This window comes from Peribacillus sp. JNUCC 23 (assembly GCF_053653995.1).
Window position 1 is genome coordinate 954,150 of sequence record NZ_CM132202.1, and the last position, 25,848, is coordinate 979,997.

The following is a 25,848-nucleotide window of genomic DNA, read 5'->3' on the forward strand; positions in this document are numbered from 1 at the left end:
GTAATCCCCCACGCTGATTGAAGTTCCACTTTATGAGGAAATTTGAGTAGCGAATCGAGCCAATGAAAAAATGCTTCTTTCGGTAAATCTATGAACTGGCCGATGTTGGATTAACAAATAGATTAATGAATCTTTTACATTATCAAAATATTTACTCAATGTTTGATTGGTAAATTGTAAAAGTAAACAAAAGCAAAACAAAACGAAAAAGAGAATAAAAAAGTTTGTTTAGGAGGCAACATGGCTAAATTACTTATACGTAATCTTTCTAAAGAGTATAGTGGCGGCGTAAAAGCAGTTAAAGACTTTAATTTAACCATAAATGATGAAGAGTTTATTGTATTTGTTGGACCATCAGGTTGTGGGAAATCGACCACATTAAGAATGATAGCCGGTCTAGAAAGTATTAGTGGCGGTGAACTTCTCATAGATGACAAGGTAGTAAATAATCTCCATCCGAAAGACAGAGATATTGCGATGGTTTTCCAGAACTATGCGTTATATCCACATATGACTGTATTTGGCAATATGGCTTTTTCTTTAAAGTTAAGAAAGGTACCAAAAAAAGAAATCAATGAACGTGTACATAAAGCAGCCAAAATTTTAGATATTGAATCTTTGTTAGAACGAAAACCAAAGGCTTTATCTGGTGGTCAAAGACAACGTGTAGCCCTTGGTAGAGCGATCGTACGAGATGCGAAAGTATTCTTAATGGACGAGCCGCTTTCTAATCTTGATGCCAAATTAAGAACGCAAATGCGTGCTGAAATTACGAAACTTCATAAAGAATTAAAAACAACAACGATATATGTTACCCATGATCAAACGGAAGCAATGACGATGGCATCTAGAATTGTCGTATTAAAGGATGGTGTCATTCAACAAGTAGGAACACCTCGAGAAATCTATGCAAAACCAAACAATATCTTTGTTGGTAGTTTCATTGGTGCCCCTGCGATGAATTTTATTGAAGGTACGTTAACAGAAGCTGGACTAGATGTCGTAGGGATGATTATTCCACTCCCAAGCGAACAAATTAATCATTTAAAAGCAATAGGCTATCTAAATAAAAGCCTAGTTGTCGGGGTTCGACCTGAACATATTAGACGATCTGATAAACATGAACAAAGTAACAGAAAATTTGACTTTAAAACAAATATTGAATTAGCAGAGTTAACAGGTTCTGAAATCATATTACATGTGAAATTAAATGAAAAAGCACTAATTGCCAAAGTGGATGCGATGGAGCCATTTGAAACAGGTCAATCAATTGATATGACCTTTGATTTTGAAAACATTCACTTTTTTGATAAAGAAACAACAGAACGAATCGAATTAAATCCGGTAGGAATGAACAAAGATGAAAAAGTTGTCGCTATTTAAAACGACTAATTCGGAAACGATCAATGGACTGTTACACCTGATGCACATCAGTCACATATTTTCTTTCGAGTGGAAGTACCTTAGGTCAACTAAAGAACGAATCATTCAGTACTCGTATTCACCAACTGAATTTCATTAACGAATCTCGTTTATTCCGCATTAACGGAAAGTCAAGACCCCACCTCCAGGCTTAGAGGAATCGAAGAAGCGTAGGTGGGGGACAACTGCCCAATCTAGTTGCGGCTCCTAGCCCGTCTGAGGTCATAAGCTGTAATACTCTGTGGCAAACTACGCCACGCCGTATTCCATCTTATGCTTGTCGGGGCTGGGCAGTCGCCTCGCTTTTTTATGAAAAAGCCCGATTGGTGAGATACAGTGAAACTTACCTTTGTGGTCTTCAAAAGTCACAGGATGTGGGTCACACAGACGTTGCTTAGTCTGTGATTCATTGAATCGGGTTCGTAGTATCGCTTTATCGAAGATTTAGCGACACTAGAACGGGACTAATAATCAGTGGGGGATGAAGCCCCTCCACTGATCGAAGTTTCACTTTATTTTACGAAAAAATCAAAAGAGGGTTAGAAAGGAGGAGTTAGTTGAATGGATATCACATCTGGAAACAATATTGAGACAGCACCTAAGAAGAAAAAAAAGCACAAGGTAAAGCCAATGAAGCTTAGCTATGAAAATATCTGGCAGCATCGTGCACAATATTTCATGCTCTTACCTTGTATTATATTCTTCATTATTTTCTCCTATTTACCTATGGCTGGTATGGTATTGGCATTCAAGGAATTTCGATTTGATACAGGACTTTTTGGTGGTGCTTGGGTTGGCTTCCAATACTTTGAACGATTTTTTAACGACCCTCAAAGTTGGACATTTATTAAAAATACACTCATCATCAGCTCGATGAAATTAATATTGGCATTGCCATTTCCGATTATTTTAGCACTTATGTTTAATGAAATTAAAAATAATAAAATAAGAAGCTTTTTTCAAAGTATTACCTACTTGCCACATTTTTTATCATGGGTTGTTGTGGTAGGGATCTTACAAAGTATTTTAGCACCGAACACAGGACTACTAAATCAAGTGATTTCGTTCTTTGGAGGTGATGGTAGCACGTTCTTCTTAATGGAAGAAGAGAGTTTTCATTCTATCATGTTTTGGAGCTATGTTTGGAAGGATATTGGTTGGAATTCTATCATTTATTTTGCCGCAATTATGGGGATTAGCCCTAGCCTTTATGAGGCCGCAGCCATTGATGGGGCAAATAGATGGAGACAAATTTGGCACATCACATTAACGGGTATTAGACCGACGATTTTAATTTTATTCATTTTATCGTTAGGGAATATCTTATCTGCAGGATTCGATCAAATCTATTTATTAAAAACACCAGGAAATGCGGAGGTTTCTGAAATTATTGATACGTATGTCATTCGCACTGGGCTTCAAAGTGGCCAATTTGGATATGCAACAGCAGTAGGAATGATGCAAGGGATTGTAGGTTTAATCCTTGTGTTAGTAGTTAACCGTTTTTCTAGTAAGAAATTTAATACATCATTATGGTAAATGAAATTGGAGGGAATACACTCACTATGAAAAAGATGTCATATAAGTTACTAACACTGTTATTAGTAGGCATTCTGTTACTTACCGCTTGTTCGAATAATTCAAAAGAGACAATGAATCATGAAAAGCCAGAGGGTGCACCTGATACATGGATTGCAGATCGAACAATTAAAGGGTTAGTATTCATGAGTGATGGCGACGTTTCAGCGGGAATGAACCCTGAAATCGCTGCAGAATTAAAGAAAAAAACAGGGATTACATTAGAATTACAAGGGATTACAGTTGAAGATTCGACTGAGGCCTTGACTACAGGGTTAGCATCAGGAGATTTACCTGATTTCGTTGCTTATTACTTGGATCATAGTGGACGACCTGAGATGCAAATATTATTAAAAGCTGGTCGTGAAGGGATGTTCCATGATTTAACACCGATGTTGAAAGAAACAGAGATTTATAGTAAATATTTTGAAGAAGGTTACCTACCAAAAGATACGAAAGACAATATTATGTTTAGAGATGAATTTAAAGGTGCAAGTTACTTCGCTCATATGTCAATGGCTCGTGAGCCTGGTACTGTTAAACGTAAATATGTTGGTGGACCTTATATTTTAAAAGAGATTGTCGATCAATTAGGGATTGATCCGATGGAAATCGATACAACGGAAGAATTACGTGACTTAGCCGTGAAGATTAAAGAAGGTAATTTTAAAGATGAGAATGGAAAGCCGGTAACACCGATTGGTCCAACTGCATGGGGTGGAGCTGACAGAGACTTTATTTTCAATGATCTTGTATGGTCAGGTGAAACTGGAGAGAAATTCTTAAAAGATGAAAATGGGAAAATTAAGCATGAGGCTCAAACAGGTTATGGTTTAAAGCGTGTTAACTTTGTCAGGGATTTATTAGCAGAGAATCTTCTTCATCCAGAATTCTTTACAATGGAAGAAAATCGAGCAAAAGAAGGTATTGTCAACAAATCATTTGGAATTGTAGCTGATATGCATAACTATGTTGTTCAAAATAACGATATGAAATATGTTCCGCTTGGACCGATCGATACAGTTGAAGGCGATTATCAAATGCAATTAACGTATAAATCAGGATATGCTGGTTGGTCAATCCCGAAAACAACAGAGTATCCAGAAGATATTGTAAAATTAGCTGACTTTTTAGCAAGTCGTGAAGGTAAATTATTAAGCCAATATGGAATCGAAGGAAGAGACTACACGTTAGATGAAAAGGGTAATCCAATTGTTAAGAAAGAAGTTTTAGAATTAAAAGAAAACGATCCTGCACAAGCTGCGAAACTTGGTTTCAGAGGAGCGGGTTCATATTGGGCAGAACATCTTGGCTATACAGACATTGATAATATGGCAGACTTTGGTGAATTTGAATACGGTGCAAGAGTTGTTGATGAAGATACACAAGCTGCGGAAAAAATCATTGAGATGTGGAATTATGATGAAAGATTAAAAAATGCACAAGTAATTGACGGATCAACACCTAAATCATTTATTTTCGAACTTGAAAATGGTGACAATTTAAACATTGCTCTCGATACGTACAATGAAAATTTATTACGTGCTTACTATAGTAAGTCAGAGAAAGAAGCAGCACAAATCTTACAAGAATCAAAAGAATTGCTTGAAAAGTCAGGGTTAAATGAATATATCAAGCTGGTTGAAAAGAAAGAAAAAGAAGGTACGACAATTAGATTCTAAAACTATTAAAAGGGGGCTCTCCCGTAACGAAAGGGTCAGACCCCTCTACGACTATATACAGTGTATAGAGTGCGAAGTCAGATCCTTTTGGGACACCCTCTTGCTTTAATAAAGGAGGAATTCACATGTTCAACGAGCATGATAAAACATGGCGGTTTTTTAAAACTTTCAATATCGTTATCGTGGTTCTACTTTGCTTATCTATTATTCTTCCTTTTTTAAATATTTTAGCTCTATCGTTAAATGAAGGAACCGATGCGCAAAGGGGCGGAATTTACTTTTTCCCTAGAGAGTTTAGCTTTGGGAATTATATCGAGGTATTTCAACAATCATCTATCTTAAATGCACTTGGAATTAGTTTGTTCAGAACAGTAGTAGGAACGATCATTAGTGTATTTTTAACGGCAATGGCGGCTTACGCACTTAAAACGAAAACATTACCTGGTAGAAAGGTCATCACATTTTTTATCTTTTTTACAATGTTATTTAGCGGTGGTATCGTTCCTTATTATTTAGTATTAACGGAACTCCATTTAACAAATACAATCTGGGTTTATATTATCCCAAGTCTTTATAGTGTATGGAATATTTTAATTATGAAGACGTTTTTTCAGGCAATACCAGATAGTATTGAAGAAGCGGCTAGAATTGATGGCTGTAGTGAATTTCAAATTTTCTTGAAGATTATCTTGCCGATGAGTAAACCGGTTATCGCAACAATAGGACTATTTAATGCGGTTGCCCATTGGAATGATTGGTTCTCAGGATCGTTCTATGTAAGAAATCCTGAATTAAAGCCACTTGCAACTCTATTACAGGAAATGTTAACGAGACAACAAGCAATGGCAGATGCATTACTTAGAAACTCAGGTGCATATGCAGCATTAGAAAAAATTACGGTTACCGGTGATTCATTAAAGATGGCAACCATTATTCTAGTTGTAGCACCTATTATTATGATCTATCCATTTATCCAAAAGCATTTTGTAAAAGGTGTGAATATTGGATCAGTGAAAGAATAGGAGGCTTAATTGATGGAGCTTATGATGAGAGAAGAAGGAAAGTTTAGGATTTTACAATTGACTGATTTACATGTGGGTTCAATGCCATTTCATGAACATGATGATCTTACGTTTGATCATATAAAGGATATGACTGAAAAAGCAAATCCGGATTTAATTGTGATCACCGGAGATTTGATTTGGTCTGAAGGTGTTCTGGGGCCGGAAAAAAGTTTCGCTGAATTGATAAAGGTATTAAATGAATTAAAGAAACCAATCGCGATTACGTATGGTAACCATGATTCAGAAGAAGGAATTTCACGTTCTGAATTAAGAAAAATGGAAGAAAAAATTGATTTGCTTGTTGAGAAAAAACATTTGCATATTGCAAAAGATCGAGCGTCTTATTGTGTTGAAATTAAAAATCAACATGATGAAGTTGCAAATGTCCTTTATTTCATCGACAGCGGTTCAATTGATCCGCTTGGAATTGGAACTTACGAGTTTGTTCATCCAGATCAAGTGACATGGTTTAACGAAGTTTCTAATCAATATCGTAATAGAGAACAAGATTTTAAAAAGGATTTATTATTCTTGCATATTCCACTTCCAGAATATAAAGAAGCATTTATGGAAGGGCAAGTGAGTGGGCAGAGAAATGAGAGCATTTCTTCACCAATGGTGAATACGGGACTATTCACTTCATTATTACTAAATGGGCATGTCGCAGGTATATTTTGTGGTCATGATCATGACAATGACTTTGTTGCTGACTATCATGATATTCGATTATGCTATGGTAGAATTAGTGGATTTCAGTGCTATGGTGAGCTTACTCGTGGTGCGCGTGTCATCGAATTAAGTAATCAACAGGTATTTGAGACATATCTCATTGAAACAACAAAGTATCAAGATTACAAATAGCATGAAAAATCACCAGGAAATCCCACGATTTAAATATTTGTTTATTCCTTTATTAGTAGAGCAATTGTTTCAATTACTACTCGGCAACATGGATGTATTGATGTTGAGTCAGTATTCAGATAATGGTGTTGCAGCAGTTGGTTTAGCGAATCAAATCATTGTTGTTACAACGATGATATACGGATTTATTAATATTGGAACAACGATTCAGTTAACCCAACTTTCCAGTACCGGTCAAAAAGAAAAAAGTGCAAAAGTTGTATCACATGCATTTTATTTAAATGTCATGTTTACGATCTGCATGACGACGGTATTAGTAGTCTTTAATGAGTCCTTCCTGAAAATGCTGCAAACACCTGAAAGTTTAATGGTCGAGGCATCTACCTATTTAAAGGTAATTGCATATGGACTTGTTTTTCATTCGATTATGGGCCTGATGGGGAGTATATTTAGAAGTTACTCAATGGTAAAGCTTGTTATGTTTGTGACAATAATGATAAACATTTTAAATATTGCTTTTAACTATATTGTATTGTTTACACCGATTACAATATTAGGTGAAGGAGTATTTGGCGTTGCTGTTGCGACGAATATAAGCCGGATGATCGGTATGATTGTATTATGTATGTATTTTATGATGCATAAGAAACTTCTGTTTGGTGGCATCAATTGGTTAAAGTTAGAATGGAAGGCAATGAAAAAAATTCTGGTCCTTGGGATTCCCTCAGCCGGAGAACACGTCTCCTACAATTTATCGCAAGTGATTATCACTGGTTTCATTGCAAGCTTGGGTGCTGCTACGATTACGACTAAGATTTATACTCAAGCAATCACTTCGATTGTCTTTGCATGTTCAATGGCCATTTCACAAGCTGCGCAAATCATCACTGGGAAGCTAATTGGCAATAAAATGCACGATAATGCTTATAATTTTTCAATAAGATTATTAATGAAAAGTATTGTTGTAACAACTATTCTAACAGCTCTTATCGCCTTATTATCTGCAACCATTATTTCATTTTTTACAGCAAACGAAGACATTAAGCATCTCACTGTTCTCCTTGTTTTTCTAAGTATTTTATTAGAACCAGCTAGAGCGGCAAATGTTCTCCTCGTTTCCACTCTGAATGTGGCAGGAGATGTGAAATACCCAGTATTGATCAGTATCATCGTCGTATGGGGATTTGTCATTCCGATGAGTTTTGTTGTCGGTGTATGGTTAGAGTACGGGTTGGTTGGTATATGGATCGTCTTTATATTGGATGAATGGATCCGTGCATTCCTATTATTTTTACGTTGGAAAAAAAGGCGCTGGCAGTCATTGAATATATTAGTAGATTAAGAAAGAAGTGAATACGATGTTGAGTAAGGATGAACGACATCAGTTTATCTTAAGGCAATTAGATATACATGACAAAATTCTGGTGATTGATTTAGCGAAATCGCAAAATGTCACCCCTGAAACGATCAGAAGAGATTTAGCAGATCTTGAGATGAATGAACAATTAACACGGATTCATGGTGGAGCGGTTCCTTTTATTCCTACTCAAAAAGAGATGGTATATGAGAGGAAAATGTCACTTAATTATGAAGCGAAGTTGAAAATAGCCAAAAGGGCATCCGAGTTTATTCAACATGGAGATACGATTGCAGTCGATGTAGGTACGACGACGGTTCATATTGCCGATATGATTGAAGATATTCGTTCATTAACAATCGTCACGAATTCTTTGAGTGCTGCTCTTCGATTTAATGTAGCTATTGAAGAGAAACGTATTTCAGGGAAAGTGATCATGCTACCTGGGGTGACCCATCCTGACCAATCATCAGTTAAAGGGTCCTATACCGTTGATTTTTTAAAAAGATTTCATTTTAATCGGGCCTTTATTTCTTGTGGTGGAGTAACTAAAGATGCTGTGTATGATTTTGATATGGACGAATCCCTTGTTTCCGAAGTCATGATTCAACATAGTCAAGAAGCGATATTACTAACGGACTCATTGAAATTAAATAAAAAATCTACGTTTGAAATAGGTCCGCTTTCTACTATTACAAAAGTTATTTGCGATGAAGAAAAACCATTTGACTGGCCTGAAAGCGGATATGAGTGGGTATCTATTAACGATTTGCACGAATAAGGAAGGATGATAGTAGGGTATCCCCTACACCTTGAAGAAGGCTGATTCAGCTTTCTTTTTTGTTTTTAATGAAAAAGACTTTCAAATTCTCCAAAATCAAAGTGCACCATTGCGGGGGCATAGGTGCTAATCCACTTTGTATGTTCTAGTATCCGATCTATCGCCTATTTCCAGGCATCTTCAAGTATCACCGTATATTGGTTAACTTATCCATCCAACGAACCCTTTTAATGAGGCGTCGATGTTTGTTGGTGTCATGATTTTTATATGAATCGTCGACTACCTATAGTTTGTCAAATAACATTGGAGACTTTAGTATCCAATGGAAAAGTGATAAAATTGTACCTTAGAATCAAGGTTGTTTAAGAAAGCAGCTGAAACCCTTATAAAGTCATCTTTTAGAATGCAGAATTACCGATAAGGTTAAAGGGAATCATGTCGTTAACTAGAGTTGCAGGAAGGTTCGTACCTGTTTAATGATCTCAAAGACGACTAGTAAAGATGGAGGATTTATATGAAAGACAATGCAGAATTGAAAGACAAGCGATTTAAAATAGCCCATAGAGAAGCGATAATCGGAGTCGTTCTTGTCATCATTAATTTTAGTTTATGGTTTGGATTTGCTTACGGATTAGGTTCAGGTGACCCAGCCTCCTATAACTATGTGTTTGGCTTGCCAGAATGGTTCTTTTACAGTTGTGTCTTAAGTTTTATTGTGATGTTCATCCTCGTTGTTTATAGTGTGAAATTCTTGTTTAAGGAAGTTTCGTTTGAAGAGGAAGAAGAAAGAGGAGATCACACATGAACTGGCAAGTTATTATTCCATTACTATTATTCTTAGTCGTGATATTTTCTGTTGGTTTTTGGGCAAGTCGGTACGTTCGATCAACAGATTCCTTTCTTCAGGAATATTTCCTAGGCGATAGACAGTTAGGTGGATTTGTATTAGCCATGACGATGATTGCTACATATGGAAGTGCGAGTAGTTTTATCGGTGGTCCAGGAGTGGCCTATACACAAGGACTAGGGTGGGTTCTTCTTTCCATGGCGCAGCTTCCAGCAGGCTACTTTGTCTTAATGGTTTTAGGCAAGAAATTTGCGATTATCGCACGAAAATACAAGGCGATTACCTTAATTGATTTTCTAAAGGAAAGGTATAAAAGTACGGCAGTTGTCATCATTGCAGCTGTTAGTATCATTGTTTTTTTGTTTTCTTCAATGGCTGCACAATGGGTAGGAGGAGCAAGGCTGATTGAGTCTTTGACAGGATTATCATACACTACAGCATTGTTTATTTTTGCTGTCTCTGTTCTTGTTTATGTCATTATTGGTGGCTTTAGAGCAGTCGCTTTAACAGAAACCGTTCAAGGGGTCGTCATGTTAGTGGGGACGATTATTTTACTAGTCGCTACGATTATAGCTGGTGGTGGCATACCCAATATTATTCAAGAGCTTGTGGCGGAAAATCCAAACCTTGTCTCCCCTTATGGAGCCGAGCGAGATTTAACACCTATTTATGTTTCTTCTTTCTGGATTTTAGTGGGGGTTGGGGTTATTGGCTTACCGCAAATCGCAGTGCGAGCGATGTCCTATAAAAATTCAAAAGGAATGCATCAAGCAATCATCATCGGTACGTTTGCTATTGGAACGATTATGCTTGGCATGCACGTAATTGGTGTTTTTGCAAGAGCGATTCTTCCTGGCATTGAAATTGGCGATAAAGTGATGCCGACGCTTACGTTAGAAGTTTTACCGCCATTTTTAGCGGGGCTCGTACTCGCTGCACCAATGGCAGCCATCATGTCGACAGTGAACTCTTTATTGATTTTGATAAGTTCGGCAATTGTGAAGGACCTTTATTTAAACTATCTAAAACCAAAAGCGACTGAAAAGCAGGTGAAACGAGCTAGCTTTTGGGTTACGACCTTAATCGGGGTTTCCGTGATCCTCTTCGCCTTAAGCCCACCAGACCTGCTCATTTGGTTAAACTTATTCTCATTCGGTGGGTTAGAATCAGTCTTTATTTGGCCAATCGTCTTTGGCCTTTATTGGAGTAAGGGGAATAAATATGGCGCTATTTCCTCAATGGTTGTCGGGATGGGGTCTTATATTTTATTTGATCGACTCCATCCAAACGCTTTAGGCATGCACACCGTTGTTTTACCTGTTTTATTATCTCTAATCGCTTATGTAATCATCAGTAAGCTGACGGATAAATACGTACTTTCGTCGAATCTTCATCTAGAATCAAATGGATGAGCAACAGATATCCGTACCGAATAGGAAAAAGCGTCGTGCACCATCTGTATTACCGATGGTGCATGGCGCTTTTTTTTATTAACTAAAGAGATGTGGTACAAACTGTCTTATTCATTCAAATCCCCGCTATTCTTTGCTAGCTGATTCAGTTGAGTGTGAATTTTTTGATAGACAATTTTTCTTTCCTCGTTAAAATCTTGCCCATCCCTGAAATAAATGGGTTGATCAGCAAGGATTACTTTTTTACTCTTACTGGCGTATAAAGGAACAAAACATACATGTTGACCTGTAGCTTTATAATAGTATTTTTCCAAGTAAAGAAAGCCTTCATACATTGCTTTCGTACGCGAAGACGTGTCATTGTATGCAATATCTGGAAAAATGACGATGCTTTCTCCTTTTTGTAAAGCAGCAACACTCTGTGTAAATGTTTGTAGAATTTGTCTAGAGCCCCTGTACACAGGAATTCCTCTGCTTGAATGTAAAAGCTTTGCAATGAGATAGGATAGCGGCAACGCACAGATCTTTGCAAGATACTTATTCATTCCGTTTCTTTTTGTAAATGTATATTCCGCATACTGTGTATAACAGGCTGCTTGATCAAGGAAAACATGTAGAATCCATGCATGCAAACTTTTTGGGAACCATAGCATTGCCACGAATGGACCAAATGTATTTTGATGGTGGGAGATATACACAACCGGACCGTTTATATTTTTGGGTATTTGAACATGGTATGTAGGATAGATCATTCTTACAATAAATTGGACACATCGAAAAAACGTTCCATAAAAATTATCTTTCATCCCGTTCACCAATGATTTGTTTTTTTATCGTTTCATCCGTTTTAAACACCCAATAAAGTTGAAATTGGTGACTGATCATACCCAGTAAGAGGTCGATGCAAATTTTTGCGAGAATCACGTTTACACCCAAAAGGATCGTTGTTGAAGTTACCAGAATATAGGAAGATAACATAATCCCAATACATAATAGATAATATTTGAAAATTGACTGGGTTAGTTTGTTCTGATTGCTAAAAACAAATGTTCGATTCATGTAGAAATTGCTCGAAGAAGAAAGGACCCGAGAAACAAATGTGGCGTAAAAAATCCGTGCTTCAAGTGGCAACCCGACTAATATCACACTGTTCAGCAAAATAAAACTGCCGATATCGATTAATCCTGACAGTATCGTAGAATAAAAATAATGGAGAAATCCAGATAGAAGTTTTGCAAATATCTTGATGGAATCGAATATAGAGTGATAATGAGAACTGGCATTATTGTCAAAATATAAAGTCTGTATCGAAATCTCATTAAATGGGATATTCTTCTTTTTAGCATAGATTAACATATTGATTTCATATTCGTAGCGTTCTCCTTTAAGCTCCAAGATTCTCGGGAGTTCAGTTATTGGAATGCCTCTTAACCCGGTTTGTGTATCTTTTAGTTTATACCCGTATAATAATTGAAAGAAAAAACTTGTAGTCCTGTTACCTAGTAAACTTCGGAATGGTACATTGTCATTGTTAAAATCCCGAACACCTAAAATGATACCGTTTTCATCATTTTCTAGGGTATGAGCGATAGTGCACACATCTTCTACGGCGTGCTGCCCATCAGCATCAGCTGTTACCACACCTTCTAAATGTTGATAGGTTTTAAGAAAATAGTCAAAAGCAGTTTTTAACGCTCTGCCTTTCCCTTTATTCATATCATGCGTTAAGACCGTACAATGTTCGATCACGCTTAATTCAGTGAAAATATACGTTAAATCTTCTTTACTGCCATCATTTACAACAATAATTTCGGCAGCACCTTCTGCTAATAATCTGTGGACATAATCAACCAAACTGCTTGTAGGGTTAAGGACAGGAATTATTATGGCACAATTTTTCATAATAATAATCTCCTTTCCAAGGAATAAGGTGGCAAAGGTATAAGGGGATAATATGAGGGACCTTTTTAAACTGCTAATCTCCTACATGTAACCTATATTAAAATATGACTCATCTTCTTGGTTTATGTTTAATCTTAGGTTCATTTCCATTGATACTTTTTAGAAGACCATTGGCTGAAGTAGCTAATACGTAAGACAACATTGCTGGACTAATTGTATGGTCCATTCAATCAGATAAAGTGAAACCCCCACCTCAAAGGCTTAAGAAGAATCGAAGAAGCGTAGGTGGGGGATGAAGAATCCCCCCACTGATTGAAGTTTCACTTTATGTACGAGAAACATAGTGGTAAAAGAGATACAAACTGATACATAATTTTGATTAATAATTATCGTATAACGCCTTTAATGTTTTTTCTCGAAAGTGAATTCTATTTTTATAATCCTTTGCGATAAGCTCGGTATAGATTAAATCAAACAGTAAAAAGAGTGGCAAGGATGGCGAAATATTCTGTCCCATATGCATATTGCTTTTATTCATGGCGAGTAGAGTTAGGTCAGCTAGCTGTGATAGCTCAGAGTCTTTTTCACCGGTAAAAACTAAAATGGCAGCTCCTTGTTCCTTCGCAATGCTTATAGGACGAATGATTTCTTTCGTCCTGCCAGTGACAGATATTCCAATCACAACACTCTTTTCTGTGCATAGTGCTGCGTCCATCACAGCTTGATGTGGATCGGTAATGGTTTCAACATTTAATCCAATTCGAAAAAACTTTGATTTAAATTCCAGGGCAGCAATTCCAGAGTTACCAATGCCATATACATGGATTTTATTTGCGTGAGTGAGAAGGAAGACGGCTTGTTGAATGTCAGAATATGTGACTTTTCTAAAGGTATTTTCAATAATATCCAAGTGATTTTGATATAGTTGGGCAAAATAATCCATTTGCTTAATCGTATTCGTCGTGCTCGGTTTATCTCTGAGATCCACATATCTTTTTAATTCATGCTTAAACTCATTGAATCCTGAAAAAGATAATTTTTGACAAAAACGAGTAATGGTCGCTGGTGAAATATGCATTTTCTTTGCAATTTGGCTACTAGATATATGGCTGATTTCATCAGGATGTTCAATAATATATCGAGCAAGTTCTATTTCTGTGTTTGTGAATTTGTCCATACTGCACTCAATTCCATGCAAGAGGTTTTCACCTAAATATTCCATGTTGTTCACCTATTTGTGGGGGATTTTTACTGCTATTTTTATCATATAGGATAACCTTTTTACTTGTCCATTATAGATGAGTGTTCTGATCTATACTAAAAATGACTCAAGCATCAGCTCGAGTCATTTTTAGTATAGCTTAGATTTTGTAAAAATTGTTTTATTAAAAGATATTATTTAACAGAAGTCGAAATTTAATTAAAAAAAACGACTAGAGCAAAGCGTCAACAAATCGTTTGGTAATTTGCTGTGGGCGTGTAATAGCTCCACCTACTACTACCGCATGAACATTGATATCTAATACGGAACGGGCAATTTCTGGTGTAGAAACGTTTCCTTCCGCAAGAACTTTCGCATGCTTTACTACTTCTACGATTTGTTTAATGACCGCGTAATTATTGAAATCAATCTTCAATCCTTGTGTCTCAGCTGTATAGCCATATAATGTTGGAGCAACGATATCAAATCCTAGTTGATCAGCATGAATGGCTTCTTCTACCGTTGAGACGTCTGCCATTAGAATCGCCTGAGGATATTTAGACCGTACCTCATGATAAAATTGATCTAATGTGCTTCCATCAGGTCTTATGCGCGCTGTTGCATCAGTGGCAATAATTTCAGCACCCGTTGTCATTAATGCATCAATCTCTTTTATAGTAGGAGTGATAAAAACAGGATTATCTCCATACACTTGCTTGATGATTCCGATTACTGGAAGGTCTACTTGCTTCTTGATCTCTAAAACGTCAGCGACCGAGTTTGCACGAATTCCCTTAGCACCGCCTTCTTTTGCTGCAACAGCCATGCGCCCCATGATGTGGGAGCTGTGTAAAGGCTCACCTTCTAAAGCCTGACAAGATACAATTAATCCTTTAGTGATTTGATCTAATACTGCTTGCATTTTATACACTCCCTTGTTCAAAATGATTTATTCATGTCCTAAATACTCTTCTACTTCGTTTTTTACAATGGTAACCTGTGGGCCATATACGACTTGAATACCATTGCCTTTTTTCACAATCCCTTTTGAACCGGTTTGTTTAATCACATCATCCTTAACCAAGGAGTCATCTTTAACAGTTACTCGAAGTCTGGTTGCACAGCAATCTACTACATCAATATTAGTAGCTCCACCTAATCCTTCGACAATTGTTTTGGCACGATCAGTAGCTGTCACTTGTTGTGCAACAGTCTCTTCCTCATCTTCACGTCCAACAACTTTGAAATTTTTTCTCTTAATAAGGAATTTAAATGTGAAATAATATAAGAAGAACCAAGGAATACCGATTAGTAATACATAAATCCAATTTGTTTTAGCCATACCTTGAAGGATACCAAATAATGTGAAATCAATGAACCCTCCAGAAAAAGTTTGTCCAATTGTAATATTGAAGATATCAGCCATCATAAAGGCTAACCCATCAAACAGAGCATGAACAAAATAGAGAAGTGGAGCAACAAACAAGAAACTAAATTCAAGAGGCTCTGTGATTCCTGTTAAAAAAGAAGTTAAAGCTGCTGAAAGAAGGATCCCTGCAACGACTTTTTTATTTTTTGGTTTAGCGCAATGATAGATCGCAAGGGCTGCTCCTGGAAGACCAAACATCATCGTAATAAAACGACCTGACATAAACCTTGATACACCTTCATAATATTGTTCGGTGTTCGGGTCAGCTAATTGGGCAAAGAAGATATTTTGCGTCCCATTGACAATATGCCCGCCAATTTCCATCGTACCACCTAAAGCAGTTTGCCAAAATGGTAGGTAGAAAATATGATGTAATCCCATTGGTCCAAGCATACGAAGAATAAAGCCATAGAAAAATGTTCCGATTGTACCTGTGCTTGTAACTAATGAGCCTAATTGATTAATGAAAAGTTGGAAATAAGGCCAAACGATAAATAAAACAGCCCCCACGATAATCGCTGTAAAAGAAACAATGATCGGGATAAAACGAGAGCCTCCGAAAAATCCTAAAACTTGAGGTAACTGGATCTTATTGTATTTATTGTGTAATAAGGCCGCCACAATCCCAATGACAATCCCACCGAAAACACCTGTTTCTAATGTTTGGATACCAACCGCCATTCCTTGGCCAGCACCAGCTAAATTATCTTTAGCAAGATCCCCGGTAATGGAGAGTAGGGCATTGATTGAGCTGTTCATAACAAAATACCCAATCATTGCAGCCAGACCAGCTGTCCCTTTATCCGAACGGGCCAGGCCTACTGCAACACCGACTGCAAAAATAATCGGTAAGTTACCAAAAACGATACTCCCCGCAGAGCTCATTATGGTAAATATGGCTTGAAGCCATACAATATCTAAAAATGGATAAGCTGAAACCGTATTTGGATTCGATAGCGCTCCACCAATACCAAGCAGCAAGCCAGCAGCTGGTAAGACAGCAATCGGAAGCATAAATGATTTACCAAACTGTTGGGCTTTCTCAAAAACATTTTTCAAAACTATTACCTCCTTGTGTACGAATCATGTTGTCTTATGTGTAAGGTATCCCTTATGGGCTTATTATATATATGTAAAAAAACGCTTTCAATGGAATAGTAGAAGTTATCAAGCTTTTTCAGTAATTTGACGAAAATTCGGAAATGACTTTCAATCGTGAAAACAATACTGATTATTCTAAAGATATTAATGATGAATGGAAGGGGTTTATGGGAAATTCAACTTGACGGAAAGAATAAATTTTACTTTTTCCACCAATTATTTCAGATGATTACGACTGATATAGATAAAGTCTAAGCGAAAATCGGGAGATCCCGAACCAGATATCAAGACTTACCATCCAGAATCGAGATTTACGCGCCAGAAGGAATACATTACGATCTGTAATGAAAATAAAACGGAATTCTTCAGTCAATATTAATCATTTGAATATTTGAAGGGGACTGACACCCTATTCTTGTGAAAAGACTTCAAAATTGTTAAATTATTTTGTAAACAGATAATTAATTAGGGTGGGATGGTTCATGAAGAGAGCTTTAATCATTATAGATGTACAAAATGCTTTTGATGATCAGAAATGGGGGAAACGAAATAATCCAAATGCAGAGGAAAATATAAGTAAGCTACTAAAGCTCTGGAGAAACAAGGGATGGCAAGTGATTCATATTCAACATTTGTCAGATTCTCTCCATTCTCTTTTTCATCGGAAAAATGATGGTTTCCTTATCAAAGAGTTGGTGAATCCACTAGAAGATGAAATTGTCCTAACTAAGAAGGTAAATAGTGCGTTTATCGGAACCAATTTAGAAGAGTTTCTAAGATCAAATGAGATCGGAACAGTTGTCATAACAGGTCTGACGACACCGCATTGTGTCTCGACAACGACAAGAATGAGTGGCAATTTAGGGTTTAATACATATCTTCTTTCAGACGCTACAGCAGCATTTGGGATGAAGGATCAAAATGATCAATATTATGATGCAGAGACAATCCACACTATTTCACTTGCTACTTTGCATGAAGAATTTGCTACCGTTATAACGACAGAGCAACTTATCAACAAGTTAAATCTAAGATAGAAACAAAATGTCTGTTTTAGAGTATCTTCTAGTGTAGAGTTTCATATAAATGAAGCCAGTACAAGATCTGGAAATTGTCGAATAGCAATGAAATGGAAATGGATGGCTGCACCATGTAAAAGGGTGCAGCCTTATGACATTTATGAACGCTGAATCATAGATGTAGAATAGCTTTTCACTAATTTCTGTAGATTTTTATGTCCTTCTCTTACTTTAATTGTTTCTTCAATGATTTTTTGGAAGCCTTCCAAGTCTTTGTCGGATGCATTCAATACGGATCTAGTCACACTTTCGGCGATTTGTTGTAAGTTTATTTCTGAACTCATAGACAACGACCACCTTTCCACTTATTTGTTAGGGCATGTGTTTCTCCACTTTACTTATTTATGGAAAGAGTGTGCAATATCCTGCTAGTAGCTTAATAAATTTATCTACAATTATCATCACGTTTCTTATTCGTTAGTGGAATTTCAACAAGATCGTAGGAGTTCGGATGGGGTGTTGCTTCTTAATCATCTCCTTCTTGGAAATCTTCCAATGTCTTTTAAATATACGATTAGACTTATTTTGCGGGAAGCGTTAAGTTCTTTAGAAACAGTAGGAAGCATCAATAGGCAGACCAAAGAAGGGAATAATTATTCTTAAAGTACGTGTTCAAAAAGGAGGATAAAAAGAGCCGAGAAGTTCGAGGAGCGCATCTCGAGAGGGCCGGAACATATGCAGTTATACGTGAGAACCGAGAGACAGATCGATGACACAATTCGCAATCATTTTACCGGACTTTTGGAACAACCTTATAAAAGAGAAATTGATTTTTCAGAAAAATGAAGATATTATTATAAGTATATAACAATTATATACAGGAGAGGGTTTTTCTAATGAGGTCGATTTATACGGGGAAAACGAAGGATGTTTATGCCCTTGAAAACGGAAATTATTTATTGAAATTTAAAGATGATGTAACAGGGGAAAATGGTGTCTTCGATCCAGGAGCCAATACAGTCGGTTTAACGCTTGAAGGTGCGGGTCGAGCAGGCCTTAGTTTAACGAAGTACTTTTTTGAAATATTAAAAGAAAAAGAGATTCCTACACATTATATAGACGCTAATATTGAAGAAGCGACGATGACAGTGAAGCCAGCAACTGTATTCGGCAAAGGGCTTGAAGTAATCTGCCGTTACAAGGCAGTTGGAAGTTTTCTCCGTCGCTATGGGATGTATGCAGAAGAAGGGCAACCATTAGACGCATTTGTAGAAGTCACTTTGAAAGATGATGAACGCCAAGATCCGCCGATTAGCGAAGATGCACTTGATATGCTAGGTATCCTAACAAAAGCGGAATATACCGTATTAAAAGACCTTACCAAACAGATCGGTAACGTTGTAAAAGAAGAATTAGCGAAGAAAGATATCGAATTATACGATATTAAATTTGAATTTGGCAGAGTCGGCGAATATAAGCAAATCGCGTTAATCGATGAAATCTCAGGAGGAAACATGAGAGCTTATAAAAATGGGACCTATATCGAGCCGCTGGAATTAGAGAAATTGATGTTGGAAGTTAACCTCTAGAGTATTCTTATGGTCGTGATTATCACTAAGGTGAAAAAAGGTTGCCATCGATAATTGATCGTTACTACCAGAGTTATCAAAACACCCCAATCTTGATCGCCTGTATGGGACTATGATAGGGGGTGTTTTTTTTGATCCCACCACTCATAACTGCCCAATCTAGTTGCGGCTCCTAGACCCTCTTATGCTTGTCAGGGCTGGGCAGTGGCCTCACTTTTTGAAGTAAAAGCCCGATTGGTGAGATACAGTGAAACTTACCTTAGTTCGTACTTTCGATCTTAGCGATAGTAGAACGGGACTAACAATCAGGGGGGACGGAAAATCCCCACTGATTGAAGTTTCACTTTATTTCTTGCGGCGGCAGCCCACAATGGTTTTGTGCTTGGCGCCATTGTAACACCAGGTAACACGGTGACAGTCATATTTTAGAGCCATTAGTTGCACAAGTGATTGAGGAAGTCGGAAAGCCTAAAGTTGTTGCCACAATAGTAGCCAGTTTAGGGTTAGAAGTTTAATATCAAGAGTTAAAAAGGCTGCTGCTTGAATATCACAAGAATACGTATATCTAATAGAGAATTCGTATAATATAAGGGGAACTAATAGGGTTTAGAGTTTACTGATTTTAATGTCTAAGAGTGTTCTTTTAAATAATTGCATTGTATTAAAGTAAGGAGAAAATAGATGAAGATTCGATTTGGCTATGTAGCGAATGCGATAGGCTTATGGGATGCAAGCCCTTCAAAGGCTTTAACTTTTACACGGTATTCAGCTCTCCCTAAAAACGAGCGAATGGAGAAACTCAAAACTGTCACCGCACAAAATTTACATCATACGAAAAGAATTTTGTATTATAATATCGCGCACGAAATAGAATTATATCGGTTTTCAAGCTCACTTGTACCCTTGGCAACCCATCCGGAAGTAAGGTGGGATTTCATTACTCCATTCAAAACCGAATGGGAAGAACTTGGTCAATTAATAAATCAATTTAAGCTTCGCCCGAGTTTTCACCCAAATCAATTTACACTTTTTACAAGCCCACGAGAAGAGGTGACCATGAATGCAGTGAGGGATATGCAATATCATTTTATGATGCTTGATGCTATGAATGCACTGGAGAGGGGAATTATTAATATTCATATTGGTGGAGCCTATGGGGATAAAGACATGTCATTAAGACGTTTTCATCAGAATATTAAAAGATTGCCAATAGAAATTAAAAAGCATATGACGCTTGAAAATGATGATAAAACCTATGAAGTTGAGGAAACGCTTATTACTTGTGAAAAAGAAAATATACCGATGATTCTTGATTATCATCACCATATGGCGAATAAAAGGGAGGTTGAACTTCCACTTTATTTACAACGCATCTTTAATACTTGGAACGATTCTAAGGCTGTACCAAAAGTCCACATTTCTTCGCCGAAATCAGATCAAGCCTATCGTTCCCACGCGGATTTTGTCTCTTTAGACTTCGTACTCCCATTCTTAAAAATGGCAAAGATACTTAATCAAGACTTTGACATTATGATAGAAGCAAAACAGAAGAACCTTGCCATGCACAAACTTATAGAAGAAGTAGCTTCAATTCGGGGAGTCAAACGTATATCAGGTTCTGCGGTGGAATGGTAAGTATAGATAGGATAGGAAGATTCTTCTTGTTTACTTAGACCATTTCCCTATTATAACTGGAAAGATGAGCTATTAATAATTTCTATTCTCCTTTTGATGAGGTGGAAAAAATGACAATTATACGTCTTGGCTATGTTGTCATTCGCAAATTGGAACGTATATCAATATTGAATTTACAAAATACACTTAGGCACCTTAAGCATAATGCAGCTTCTGACATTCATTTTTATCGTTTAACCTCTCGTCTTATTCCTTTGGCGAACCATGAAGAACTGCTTGATTGAAATTATATAAAACCACTAAAAGGACTGCTCCTTGAGATTGGAGATTTTGCTAAAAAACATAAGATAAGAATTGATTTTCATCCAGATCATTTTGTTATTATTAATTCCATGAAGAAACAGATTTTGAAAAATTCAATAAATACTTTAAAACTGCATTACTTATTACTAAAGGGGATGGGGATTGACTCAACTCATCGCTGTGTGATGCATGTGGGCGGCAATTATAAGGAAACTGAAAAATCACTCGAACGTTTTGTTGATAATTAGATGATTGTTCCGAGATCCATTCAAAAAATGATCATGCTTGAAAATGATGATACTTCGTTTACCTTAGAAGATACACACTACTTATGTGAAAAACTAGATATTCCGCTTGTATTCGATTATCATCATCACCTTGCCCATCATCAAAATACAAGTTGGGAAGATAACTGGAATCGGGTTGTGCAAACATGGAGGCATTCTCCACTTCCACTTAAAATGCACATTTCAAGTCCGAAAAGCGAAAAAGCGTACCGCCACCATTCAGATTATGTAGACATCGATATGTTTTTCAAGTTTTTGAAAGTGATAAATGGTAGCATCTCGCAAATGGACTGTATGATTAAGGCCAAGAGAAAAGACGAAGCATCATTTAAATTAATGGAAGAGGTCAAAAGAAGAGAGGATGTTGACCTCATTGATGGCTCTTCTTTTCGTATGAAGTAAATGGAAAGAAGAGCCAAAGAGAGGACTGTAGGAGTCTAATTAATTTGAGTTACTCTCCATTTTCTATAGTAAGCTCTTGAGGATGCTCGCCATGGATGTTTAATATACGGACAGTTTCAGGTTCTATTTGAAGAAACACGTAGTTTGGATCTTCAGGACCGTCAAACCATTTATTAAATGATTCGTCCCAAAATTGTTTTTTCAAAGCTTGTGAATCATTAATGGAAGATGTTCCTAAGATTTCAACATATGCATCGCTTTGTCCTTTTTCTTCATAACCTAACAATACAGAAACGGAAGGATTCTTTTCTATTTCTTCTATTTTCTCAGTATCCATTTTCGTTGGTGTAAATAATGTTAAGTCGTCATTATAGAACGTCATATACCGTGAATGGGGCTTGTTATTTTCAACAGATGAAAGAATACCGGTTCTGTGATCAGAGATAATTTTAGCCACCTGTTCTTTTAAAACTTGATTGCTCATTAATTCTACTCCTTTTCTTAAAGGTTATGGTTAATTTTCCTCTTAATTAGTGTAATTAAACTGTAAAAAATTCACTTTCGTGTTGGAGGGATAACCTTTACTACAATGCCAATAATAAATAAAAAAAGGCGTGGTTTAGAATGGCAGCAAACGGTGTAGTAAACACATTAAATAATTTTTTAAAAGGGCAATACATGGGTATCCATGCTTATGAACACCACATACAGAAATTAAACGATCCTTACATAAAAAGTGAATTTCAAAGAATTCAACAAGATCATAAGAACCATGCCTTAAAAGTTGCTGAAAGAATTCAAAACCTTGGAGGAACACCAGTGGATGATGAAGGGATGGTTGGTTCCGTCCAAGGCTTTATTGGTCAATTTATGATTCCTGATACACCGGCTGGAATAATAGAAAGTGCATTAAAGGGAGAAGATTATTATGGGATCCAAGTGTCTGAAAAAATTGTAAAAGGGGATTTAGACCCTGAAAGTCGACAATTAATTGAGGGGATATTAGATAAGGACAGAGAGCATGTTAATTTCTTAAATCAATTAGTTAACGAGAATAGACCGTCATGATAGCATTTCTTTTCTTAACGTTCCCTGTCCTTAATTACTAAATTACTATATAAAGAAAAGGAATGGTTAGGAAGTGGGAACGACGAGTGCGCTGATTTGTTTATTGATTCAATCACAAGCACTATAAGAGAATTTTATGCGCTTAATAATTCATTCATGGAATGCAATATTTGTTCTATTGTTTCTTCACCAGCTTTTACCCATCTACTTTTATCTCTTATATCCCCGTCTTTATCCAAAGGCTCTTGAAATTGATTAAGTCCTGTGGAAGCTGTTAGTAAAGAGTTTTCATCATAGTCTAACCCAATATTCACTACATGTTTAATAACATAAGGTGTTCCAAACTCAATAGAGGCATTAGAATGATCTAATGCCTCTGTCAAAATATTAAAAGGGATTCTTAAATAGATCGTTTCCCCGCCTTCCCGCCATAAAACTGCATCGAATTTCCCTTGATCATATTCAAAATTACTACAGAAACTACACCCATAGGAGTTAAACATTTTTCGAGCAAGTCCAAAGTTGGCTTTTTTTCCTTATAATTCTGAGTTTAATTTGATCATCACCATTCACCTCTAATAAAAATATTTATTATTACTATTATTTTCAAAAAATAGGGGGAAATACATGAAAATGCGGGTCGAATGTAATTAGAGATATACGATGAAAAACTGCTTTCTAAGTGAAAAGAGATAGGTCGAGATTGAATGGGTGTTTAATTTTTACAAATAGATTAATTTGTTTATTGTTTGAGTAAATTGTACTCCAAGAGAATCAAAGAGAAAGGACGAACTCTTTACGATTCCATCCTTTAACTAAACTACTATTGAAATTTTATCCCGCATTAACGGGTAGTAAGACCCCCACCTCAAGACTTAGAAGAATCGAAGAAGTGTAGGTAGGGGACAACTGCCCGTAAAAGCCCGATTGGTTCAACTAACAATCAGTGGGGGATGAAGAAAACCCCCACGGATTGAAGTTTCACTTTATTGTTTCATTTGGTTCAGTTCCTGGATGCATTCTTGAACAAGAGTAACTCCTTGGCTCATGGATGCCCCACCGCCAAATGCTGCAGCCACACCTATAGTTTCAAGAATGTCTTGTTCTGAGCAACCTTGATCAAGGCATCCTTTTGTATGATAGATGATACAATACTCGTCCTGAGCATGGAGACTGATGCCTAATGCGATTAATTGTTTTTCTTTTTGAGATAAAGTACCTTCTTTAAAGCATTCTTCAGTAAAAGAATTAAATTGTTTTGCAAATTCAGGCATTTTTTCGGTGAACAATCCAAGTCCTTTTTTATATTTAATAAGTGCCTCTTCAGTAGAGTTTCTAGTTTCAAAATCCATTTATCATTAACCCCATTTCAAAAATAGTTATGTTTATCAAATTTATTATGAGCAGAATGTGTATGTTTAAACAAAATATTATTATAAATTTCAAACCTTTTACATAATCAAGAAAACATAATTTTAAGAACTAAAGGCAAACCTTTAATAATGAATAACTTTAACTAGTACTTCTTAAAGAAAAGGGTGATGTAAATGGAACTTTATAACGAAAATCAAACATATCATGCTGGAGATGTTGTCTATGTTTTTTACCGTAACCCGCACACGCAGGATGTAGCAAATATCCAGGCAGCAGCAGTTGTAAATAACCCTGAGAATCCCAAGGAATTAGCTATTTTTCTTTATGAAACTTATTATCCGCTATCCAGTGAAATGGCCATTTACTCTACAGAAAAAGAGGCGAATCAAGCCTTCAATTATTATTATGGAGACGTATCAGAGGGGACAGTGGAATGAATATGCCATTTACACCTAAGCTCGTATATTTTGAACCCAATGCGTTAGATTATCCATTAGGAAGAGAGCTTAAAGAAAAATTTGAAAAAATGGATGTTGAAATACGATATACGACTTCCCATAATCAAGTAAGGAATCTCCCAGGAGAAAATGATTTTCAAAGATATCGAGTAGCAAAATCCACGTTAGTAGTTGGAATTAGAAAAACGCTTAAATTTGACACATCAAAGCCATCAGCAGAGTATGCTATCCCTTTTGCAACAGGCTGTATGGGTCATTGTCATTATTGCTATTTACAAACTACGATGGGGAGCAAGCCATATATCCGTACGTATGTTAATGTCGAGGAAATCCTGGAAGCTGCCGACAAATATATGGAGGAACGCGCGCCCGAACTGACTAGGTTTGAAGCATCCTGTACATCTGATATTGTTGGGATTGATCATTTAACCCATACGTTAAAACGGGCGATTGAACATTTTGGTGAATCAAAACATGGAAAATTAAGGTTTGTAACAAAATTTCATCATGTAGATCACTTACTTGATGCTAAACATAATGGAAATACAAGGTTTCGATTTAGTGTTAACGCTGATTATGTGATTAAGAACTTTGAGCCAGGGACTTCTCCTCTAGTAAAAAGAATTGAGGCTGCAGGAAAAGTTGCAAGAGCCGGATATCCACTCGGGTTTATAGTAGCACCCATTTATCTTCATGAAGGGTGGGAGGATGGATACTATCGTATGTTTGAGCGTTTGAATGAGGAATTGCCTTTAGAAGCTAAAAAAGATCTAACATTTGAGTTTATTCAGCATCGATTTACTAAGCCAGCTAAGAGAGTAATCGAAAAAAACTACCCCATGACAAAATTAGAATTAATTGAAGAGAAAAGAAGGTACAAGTGGGGGAAATATGGAATAGGAAAATATATTTATCAAAAAGAGGAAGAAGAGGACATGAAAAAACATCTATACACCTATATGGAAAAATTTTTCCCAAATGCTAAATTAGAATATTTCACATGAAGAATACCATTAAATACTAAATTTGTTAATATATCATTGAACTTTTTGGAATAGCATAATTCTACTTATAAA

At 36.5% G+C, this 25,848-nt stretch carries 24 protein-coding genes and 2 pseudogenes; 17 read left to right on the top strand and 9 right to left on the bottom strand.

Translation table 11 applies throughout. The features are described 5' to 3' along the window. Nucleotides 1-240 precede the first annotated feature (240 nt). The 9 genes from JNUCC23_RS04570 (at nucleotide 241) to panF (ending at nucleotide 11,004) form a co-directional block, all read left to right on the top strand. Nucleotides 241-1,383, top strand: a complete 1,143-nt coding sequence (locus JNUCC23_RS04570) for an ABC transporter ATP-binding protein (RefSeq protein WP_454214554.1) — start codon at nucleotides 241-243, stop codon at nucleotides 1,381-1,383. A gap of 600 nt (nucleotides 1,384-1,983) precedes the next feature. Beyond that, nucleotides 1,984-2,961: an ABC transporter permease gene (locus JNUCC23_RS04575; protein WP_454214556.1), complete on the top strand. Its 978-nt coding sequence runs from the start codon at nucleotides 1,984-1,986 to the stop codon at nucleotides 2,959-2,961. Nucleotides 2,962-2,987: 26 nt separating this feature from the next. Further along, nucleotides 2,988-4,682: an extracellular solute-binding protein gene (locus tag JNUCC23_RS04580; protein ID WP_454214558.1), complete on the top strand. Its 1,695-nt coding sequence runs from the start codon at nucleotides 2,988-2,990 to the stop codon at nucleotides 4,680-4,682. A gap of 125 nt (nucleotides 4,683-4,807) precedes the next feature. Beyond that, nucleotides 4,808-5,704 carry a carbohydrate ABC transporter permease gene (locus tag JNUCC23_RS04585; protein WP_403074281.1) on the top strand — a complete coding sequence of 299 codons (897 nt, stop codon included), beginning with the start codon at nucleotides 4,808-4,810 and terminating at the stop codon, nucleotides 5,702-5,704. 12 nt (nucleotides 5,705-5,716) lie between these two features. Further along, complete coding sequence (locus tag JNUCC23_RS04590) at nucleotides 5,717-6,607, top strand: metallophosphoesterase family protein (protein WP_454214560.1); 891 nt, start codon at nucleotides 5,717-5,719, stop codon at nucleotides 6,605-6,607. Then, nucleotides 6,576-7,949, top strand: a complete 1,374-nt coding sequence (locus JNUCC23_RS04595; protein WP_454214562.1) for an MATE family efflux transporter — start codon at nucleotides 6,576-6,578, stop codon at nucleotides 7,947-7,949. The genes JNUCC23_RS04590 and JNUCC23_RS04595 overlap by 32 nt, the downstream gene beginning before the upstream one ends. A 16-nt stretch (nucleotides 7,950-7,965) precedes the next feature. After that, a complete protein-coding gene (locus JNUCC23_RS04600) occupies nucleotides 7,966-8,745 on the top strand; it encodes a DeoR/GlpR family DNA-binding transcription regulator (RefSeq protein ID WP_454214564.1) in 780 nt (259 codons plus the stop codon). 514 nt (nucleotides 8,746-9,259) lie between these two features. Then, nucleotides 9,260-9,550 carry a YhdT family protein gene (locus tag JNUCC23_RS04605; RefSeq protein ID WP_454214566.1) on the top strand — a complete coding sequence of 97 codons (291 nt, stop codon included), beginning with the start codon at nucleotides 9,260-9,262 and terminating at the stop codon, nucleotides 9,548-9,550. Continuing rightward, nucleotides 9,547-11,004, top strand: coding sequence for a sodium/pantothenate symporter (panF, locus tag JNUCC23_RS04610; RefSeq protein ID WP_454214568.1), 1,458 nt, complete (start codon nucleotides 9,547-9,549; stop codon nucleotides 11,002-11,004). The genes JNUCC23_RS04605 and panF overlap by 4 nt, the downstream gene beginning before the upstream one ends. A gap of 107 nt (nucleotides 11,005-11,111) precedes the next feature. Here panF and JNUCC23_RS04615 read toward each other — a convergent pair whose 3' ends face one another. From JNUCC23_RS04615 to JNUCC23_RS04635, 5 genes are all read right to left on the bottom strand, one after another. Continuing rightward, nucleotides 11,112-11,810, bottom strand: coding sequence for a lysophospholipid acyltransferase family protein (locus JNUCC23_RS04615; protein ID WP_454214570.1), 699 nt, complete (start codon nucleotides 11,808-11,810; stop codon nucleotides 11,112-11,114). Then, entirely contained in the window at nucleotides 11,800-12,906 is a 1,107-nt protein-coding gene (locus JNUCC23_RS04620) for a glycosyltransferase (RefSeq protein ID WP_454214572.1), read from the bottom strand. Before JNUCC23_RS04620 ends, JNUCC23_RS04615 begins: the two co-directional genes overlap by 11 nt. Nucleotides 12,907-13,285: 379 nt before the next feature. Continuing rightward, entirely contained in the window at nucleotides 13,286-14,128 is an 843-nt protein-coding gene (locus tag JNUCC23_RS04625) for a MurR/RpiR family transcriptional regulator (protein WP_403074266.1), read from the bottom strand. A gap of 211 nt (nucleotides 14,129-14,339) precedes the next feature. After that, the gene (locus JNUCC23_RS04630; protein ID WP_403074264.1) at nucleotides 14,340-15,029 is read right to left on the bottom strand and encodes an N-acetylmannosamine-6-phosphate 2-epimerase; all 690 of its coding nucleotides are present in this window, start codon (nucleotides 15,027-15,029) and stop codon (nucleotides 14,340-14,342) included. Between the two features lie 27 nt (nucleotides 15,030-15,056). After that, complete coding sequence (locus JNUCC23_RS04635; protein WP_403074262.1) at nucleotides 15,057-16,595, bottom strand: maltose/glucose-specific PTS transporter subunit IIC; 1,539 nt, start codon at nucleotides 16,593-16,595, stop codon at nucleotides 15,057-15,059. Nucleotides 16,596-17,119: 524 nt separating this feature from the next. On the opposite strand from JNUCC23_RS04635, the gene JNUCC23_RS04640 reads away from it, so the two are divergent. After that, a complete protein-coding gene (locus JNUCC23_RS04640; protein WP_403074260.1) occupies nucleotides 17,120-17,674 on the top strand; it encodes a cysteine hydrolase family protein in 555 nt (184 codons plus the stop codon). A 140-nt stretch (nucleotides 17,675-17,814) separates the two neighbouring features. Here the strand turns inward: JNUCC23_RS04640 and JNUCC23_RS04645 are convergent, their stop codons facing one another. Next, a complete protein-coding gene (locus JNUCC23_RS04645) occupies nucleotides 17,815-18,000 on the bottom strand; it encodes a hypothetical protein (protein WP_062183796.1) in 186 nt (61 codons plus the stop codon). A 552-nt stretch (nucleotides 18,001-18,552) separates the two neighbouring features. On the opposite strand from JNUCC23_RS04645, the gene JNUCC23_RS04650 reads away from it, so the two are divergent. From JNUCC23_RS04650 to uvsE (JNUCC23_RS04665), 4 genes and pseudogenes are all read left to right on the top strand, one after another. Further along, nucleotides 18,553-19,245 (top strand): phosphoribosylaminoimidazolesuccinocarboxamide synthase, encoded by a 693-nt coding sequence (locus JNUCC23_RS04650; protein WP_454214575.1) that lies wholly within the window; start codon nucleotides 18,553-18,555, stop codon nucleotides 19,243-19,245. Between the two features lie 348 nt (nucleotides 19,246-19,593). Further along, nucleotides 19,594-19,739 (top strand): annotated as a pseudogene (locus JNUCC23_RS04655) (IS5/IS1182 family transposase); the annotation flags it as partial. Nucleotides 19,740-19,926: 187 nt separating this feature from the next. After that, complete coding sequence (gene uvsE, locus JNUCC23_RS04660; protein ID WP_062183791.1) at nucleotides 19,927-20,880, top strand: UV DNA damage repair endonuclease UvsE; 954 nt, start codon at nucleotides 19,927-19,929, stop codon at nucleotides 20,878-20,880. A gap of 110 nt (nucleotides 20,881-20,990) precedes the next feature. Beyond that, nucleotides 20,991-21,872 (top strand): annotated as a pseudogene (uvsE, locus tag JNUCC23_RS04665) (UV DNA damage repair endonuclease UvsE). 49 nt (nucleotides 21,873-21,921) lie between these two features. On the opposite strand, the gene JNUCC23_RS04670 reads toward uvsE (JNUCC23_RS04665), so the two are convergent. Then, a complete protein-coding gene (locus JNUCC23_RS04670) occupies nucleotides 21,922-22,356 on the bottom strand; it encodes a pyridoxamine 5'-phosphate oxidase family protein (RefSeq protein WP_403074256.1) in 435 nt (144 codons plus the stop codon). A gap of 140 nt (nucleotides 22,357-22,496) precedes the next feature. On the opposite strand from JNUCC23_RS04670, the gene JNUCC23_RS04675 reads away from it, so the two are divergent. Further along, complete coding sequence (locus JNUCC23_RS04675) at nucleotides 22,497-22,940, top strand: ferritin-like domain-containing protein (RefSeq protein WP_403074254.1); 444 nt, start codon at nucleotides 22,497-22,499, stop codon at nucleotides 22,938-22,940. A 134-nt stretch (nucleotides 22,941-23,074) separates the two neighbouring features. Here JNUCC23_RS04675 and JNUCC23_RS04680 read toward each other — a convergent pair whose 3' ends face one another. Both JNUCC23_RS04680 and JNUCC23_RS04685 read right to left on the bottom strand, forming a co-directional pair. Beyond that, on the bottom strand, nucleotides 23,075-23,443 hold the full coding sequence (locus JNUCC23_RS04680; protein ID WP_454214578.1) for a YugN family protein: 369 nt from the start codon (nucleotides 23,441-23,443) through the stop codon (nucleotides 23,075-23,077). 483 nt (nucleotides 23,444-23,926) lie between these two features. Beyond that, nucleotides 23,927-24,292 (bottom strand): carboxymuconolactone decarboxylase family protein, encoded by a 366-nt coding sequence (locus tag JNUCC23_RS04685; RefSeq protein WP_062183783.1) that lies wholly within the window; start codon nucleotides 24,290-24,292, stop codon nucleotides 23,927-23,929. A gap of 195 nt (nucleotides 24,293-24,487) precedes the next feature. Here JNUCC23_RS04685 and JNUCC23_RS04690 point away from each other — a divergent pair, with 195 nt between their 5' ends. Next, the gene (locus tag JNUCC23_RS04690) at nucleotides 24,488-24,751 is read left to right on the top strand and encodes a transcriptional regulator SplA domain-containing protein (protein ID WP_403074251.1); all 264 of its coding nucleotides are present in this window, start codon (nucleotides 24,488-24,490) and stop codon (nucleotides 24,749-24,751) included. Further along, complete coding sequence (splB, locus tag JNUCC23_RS04695; RefSeq protein WP_454214580.1) at nucleotides 24,748-25,776, top strand: spore photoproduct lyase; 1,029 nt, start codon at nucleotides 24,748-24,750, stop codon at nucleotides 25,774-25,776. The genes JNUCC23_RS04690 and splB overlap by 4 nt, the downstream gene beginning before the upstream one ends. Nucleotides 25,777-25,848 lie beyond the last annotated feature (72 nt).

Excerpts from the sequence above, each read along its gene's own strand:
- JNUCC23_RS04625 (WP_403074266.1), bottom strand. The coding sequence starts at position 14,128 with ATGGAATATTTAGGTGAAAACCTCTTGCATGGAATTGAGTGCAGTATG.
- JNUCC23_RS04645 (WP_062183796.1), bottom strand. The coding sequence starts at position 18,000 with ATGAGTTCAGAAATAAACTTACAACAAATCGCCGAAAGTGTGACTAGA.
- uvsE (WP_062183791.1), top strand. The coding sequence starts at position 19,927 with ATGAAGATTCGATTTGGCTATGTAGCGAATGCGATAGGCTTATGGGAT.
- JNUCC23_RS04600 (WP_454214564.1), top strand. The coding sequence starts at position 7,966 with ATGTTGAGTAAGGATGAACGACATCAGTTTATCTTAAGGCAATTAGAT.
- JNUCC23_RS04615 (WP_454214570.1), bottom strand. The coding sequence starts at position 11,810 with ATGAAAGATAATTTTTATGGAACGTTTTTTCGATGTGTCCAATTTATT.
- JNUCC23_RS04585 (WP_403074281.1), top strand. The coding sequence starts at position 4,808 with ATGTTCAACGAGCATGATAAAACATGGCGGTTTTTTAAAACTTTCAAT.
- JNUCC23_RS04630 (WP_403074264.1), bottom strand. The coding sequence starts at position 15,029 with ATGCAAGCAGTATTAGATCAAATCACTAAAGGATTAATTGTATCTTGT.
- JNUCC23_RS04590 (WP_454214560.1), top strand. The coding sequence starts at position 5,717 with ATGGAGCTTATGATGAGAGAAGAAGGAAAGTTTAGGATTTTACAATTG.
- JNUCC23_RS04680 (WP_454214578.1), bottom strand. The coding sequence starts at position 23,443 with ATGTTTAACTCCTATGGGTGTAGTTTCTGTAGTAATTTTGAATATGAT.
- splB (WP_454214580.1), top strand. The coding sequence starts at position 24,748 with ATGAATATGCCATTTACACCTAAGCTCGTATATTTTGAACCCAATGCG.
- panF (WP_454214568.1), top strand. The coding sequence starts at position 9,547 with ATGAACTGGCAAGTTATTATTCCATTACTATTATTCTTAGTCGTGATA.
- JNUCC23_RS04620 (WP_454214572.1), bottom strand. The coding sequence starts at position 12,906 with ATGAAAAATTGTGCCATAATAATTCCTGTCCTTAACCCTACAAGCAGT.
- JNUCC23_RS04605 (WP_454214566.1), top strand. The coding sequence starts at position 9,260 with ATGAAAGACAATGCAGAATTGAAAGACAAGCGATTTAAAATAGCCCAT.
- JNUCC23_RS04675 (WP_403074254.1), top strand. The coding sequence starts at position 22,497 with ATGGCAGCAAACGGTGTAGTAAACACATTAAATAATTTTTTAAAAGGG.
- JNUCC23_RS04690 (WP_403074251.1), top strand. The coding sequence starts at position 24,488 with ATGGAACTTTATAACGAAAATCAAACATATCATGCTGGAGATGTTGTC.
- JNUCC23_RS04640 (WP_403074260.1), top strand. The coding sequence starts at position 17,120 with ATGAAGAGAGCTTTAATCATTATAGATGTACAAAATGCTTTTGATGAT.
- JNUCC23_RS04670 (WP_403074256.1), bottom strand. The coding sequence starts at position 22,356 with ATGAGCAATCAAGTTTTAAAAGAACAGGTGGCTAAAATTATCTCTGAT.
- JNUCC23_RS04570 (WP_454214554.1), top strand. The coding sequence starts at position 241 with ATGGCTAAATTACTTATACGTAATCTTTCTAAAGAGTATAGTGGCGGC.
- JNUCC23_RS04650 (WP_454214575.1), top strand. The coding sequence starts at position 18,553 with ATGAGGTCGATTTATACGGGGAAAACGAAGGATGTTTATGCCCTTGAA.
- JNUCC23_RS04580 (WP_454214558.1), top strand. The coding sequence starts at position 2,988 with ATGAAAAAGATGTCATATAAGTTACTAACACTGTTATTAGTAGGCATT.
- JNUCC23_RS04575 (WP_454214556.1), top strand. The coding sequence starts at position 1,984 with ATGGATATCACATCTGGAAACAATATTGAGACAGCACCTAAGAAGAAA.
- JNUCC23_RS04685 (WP_062183783.1), bottom strand. The coding sequence starts at position 24,292 with ATGGATTTTGAAACTAGAAACTCTACTGAAGAGGCACTTATTAAATAT.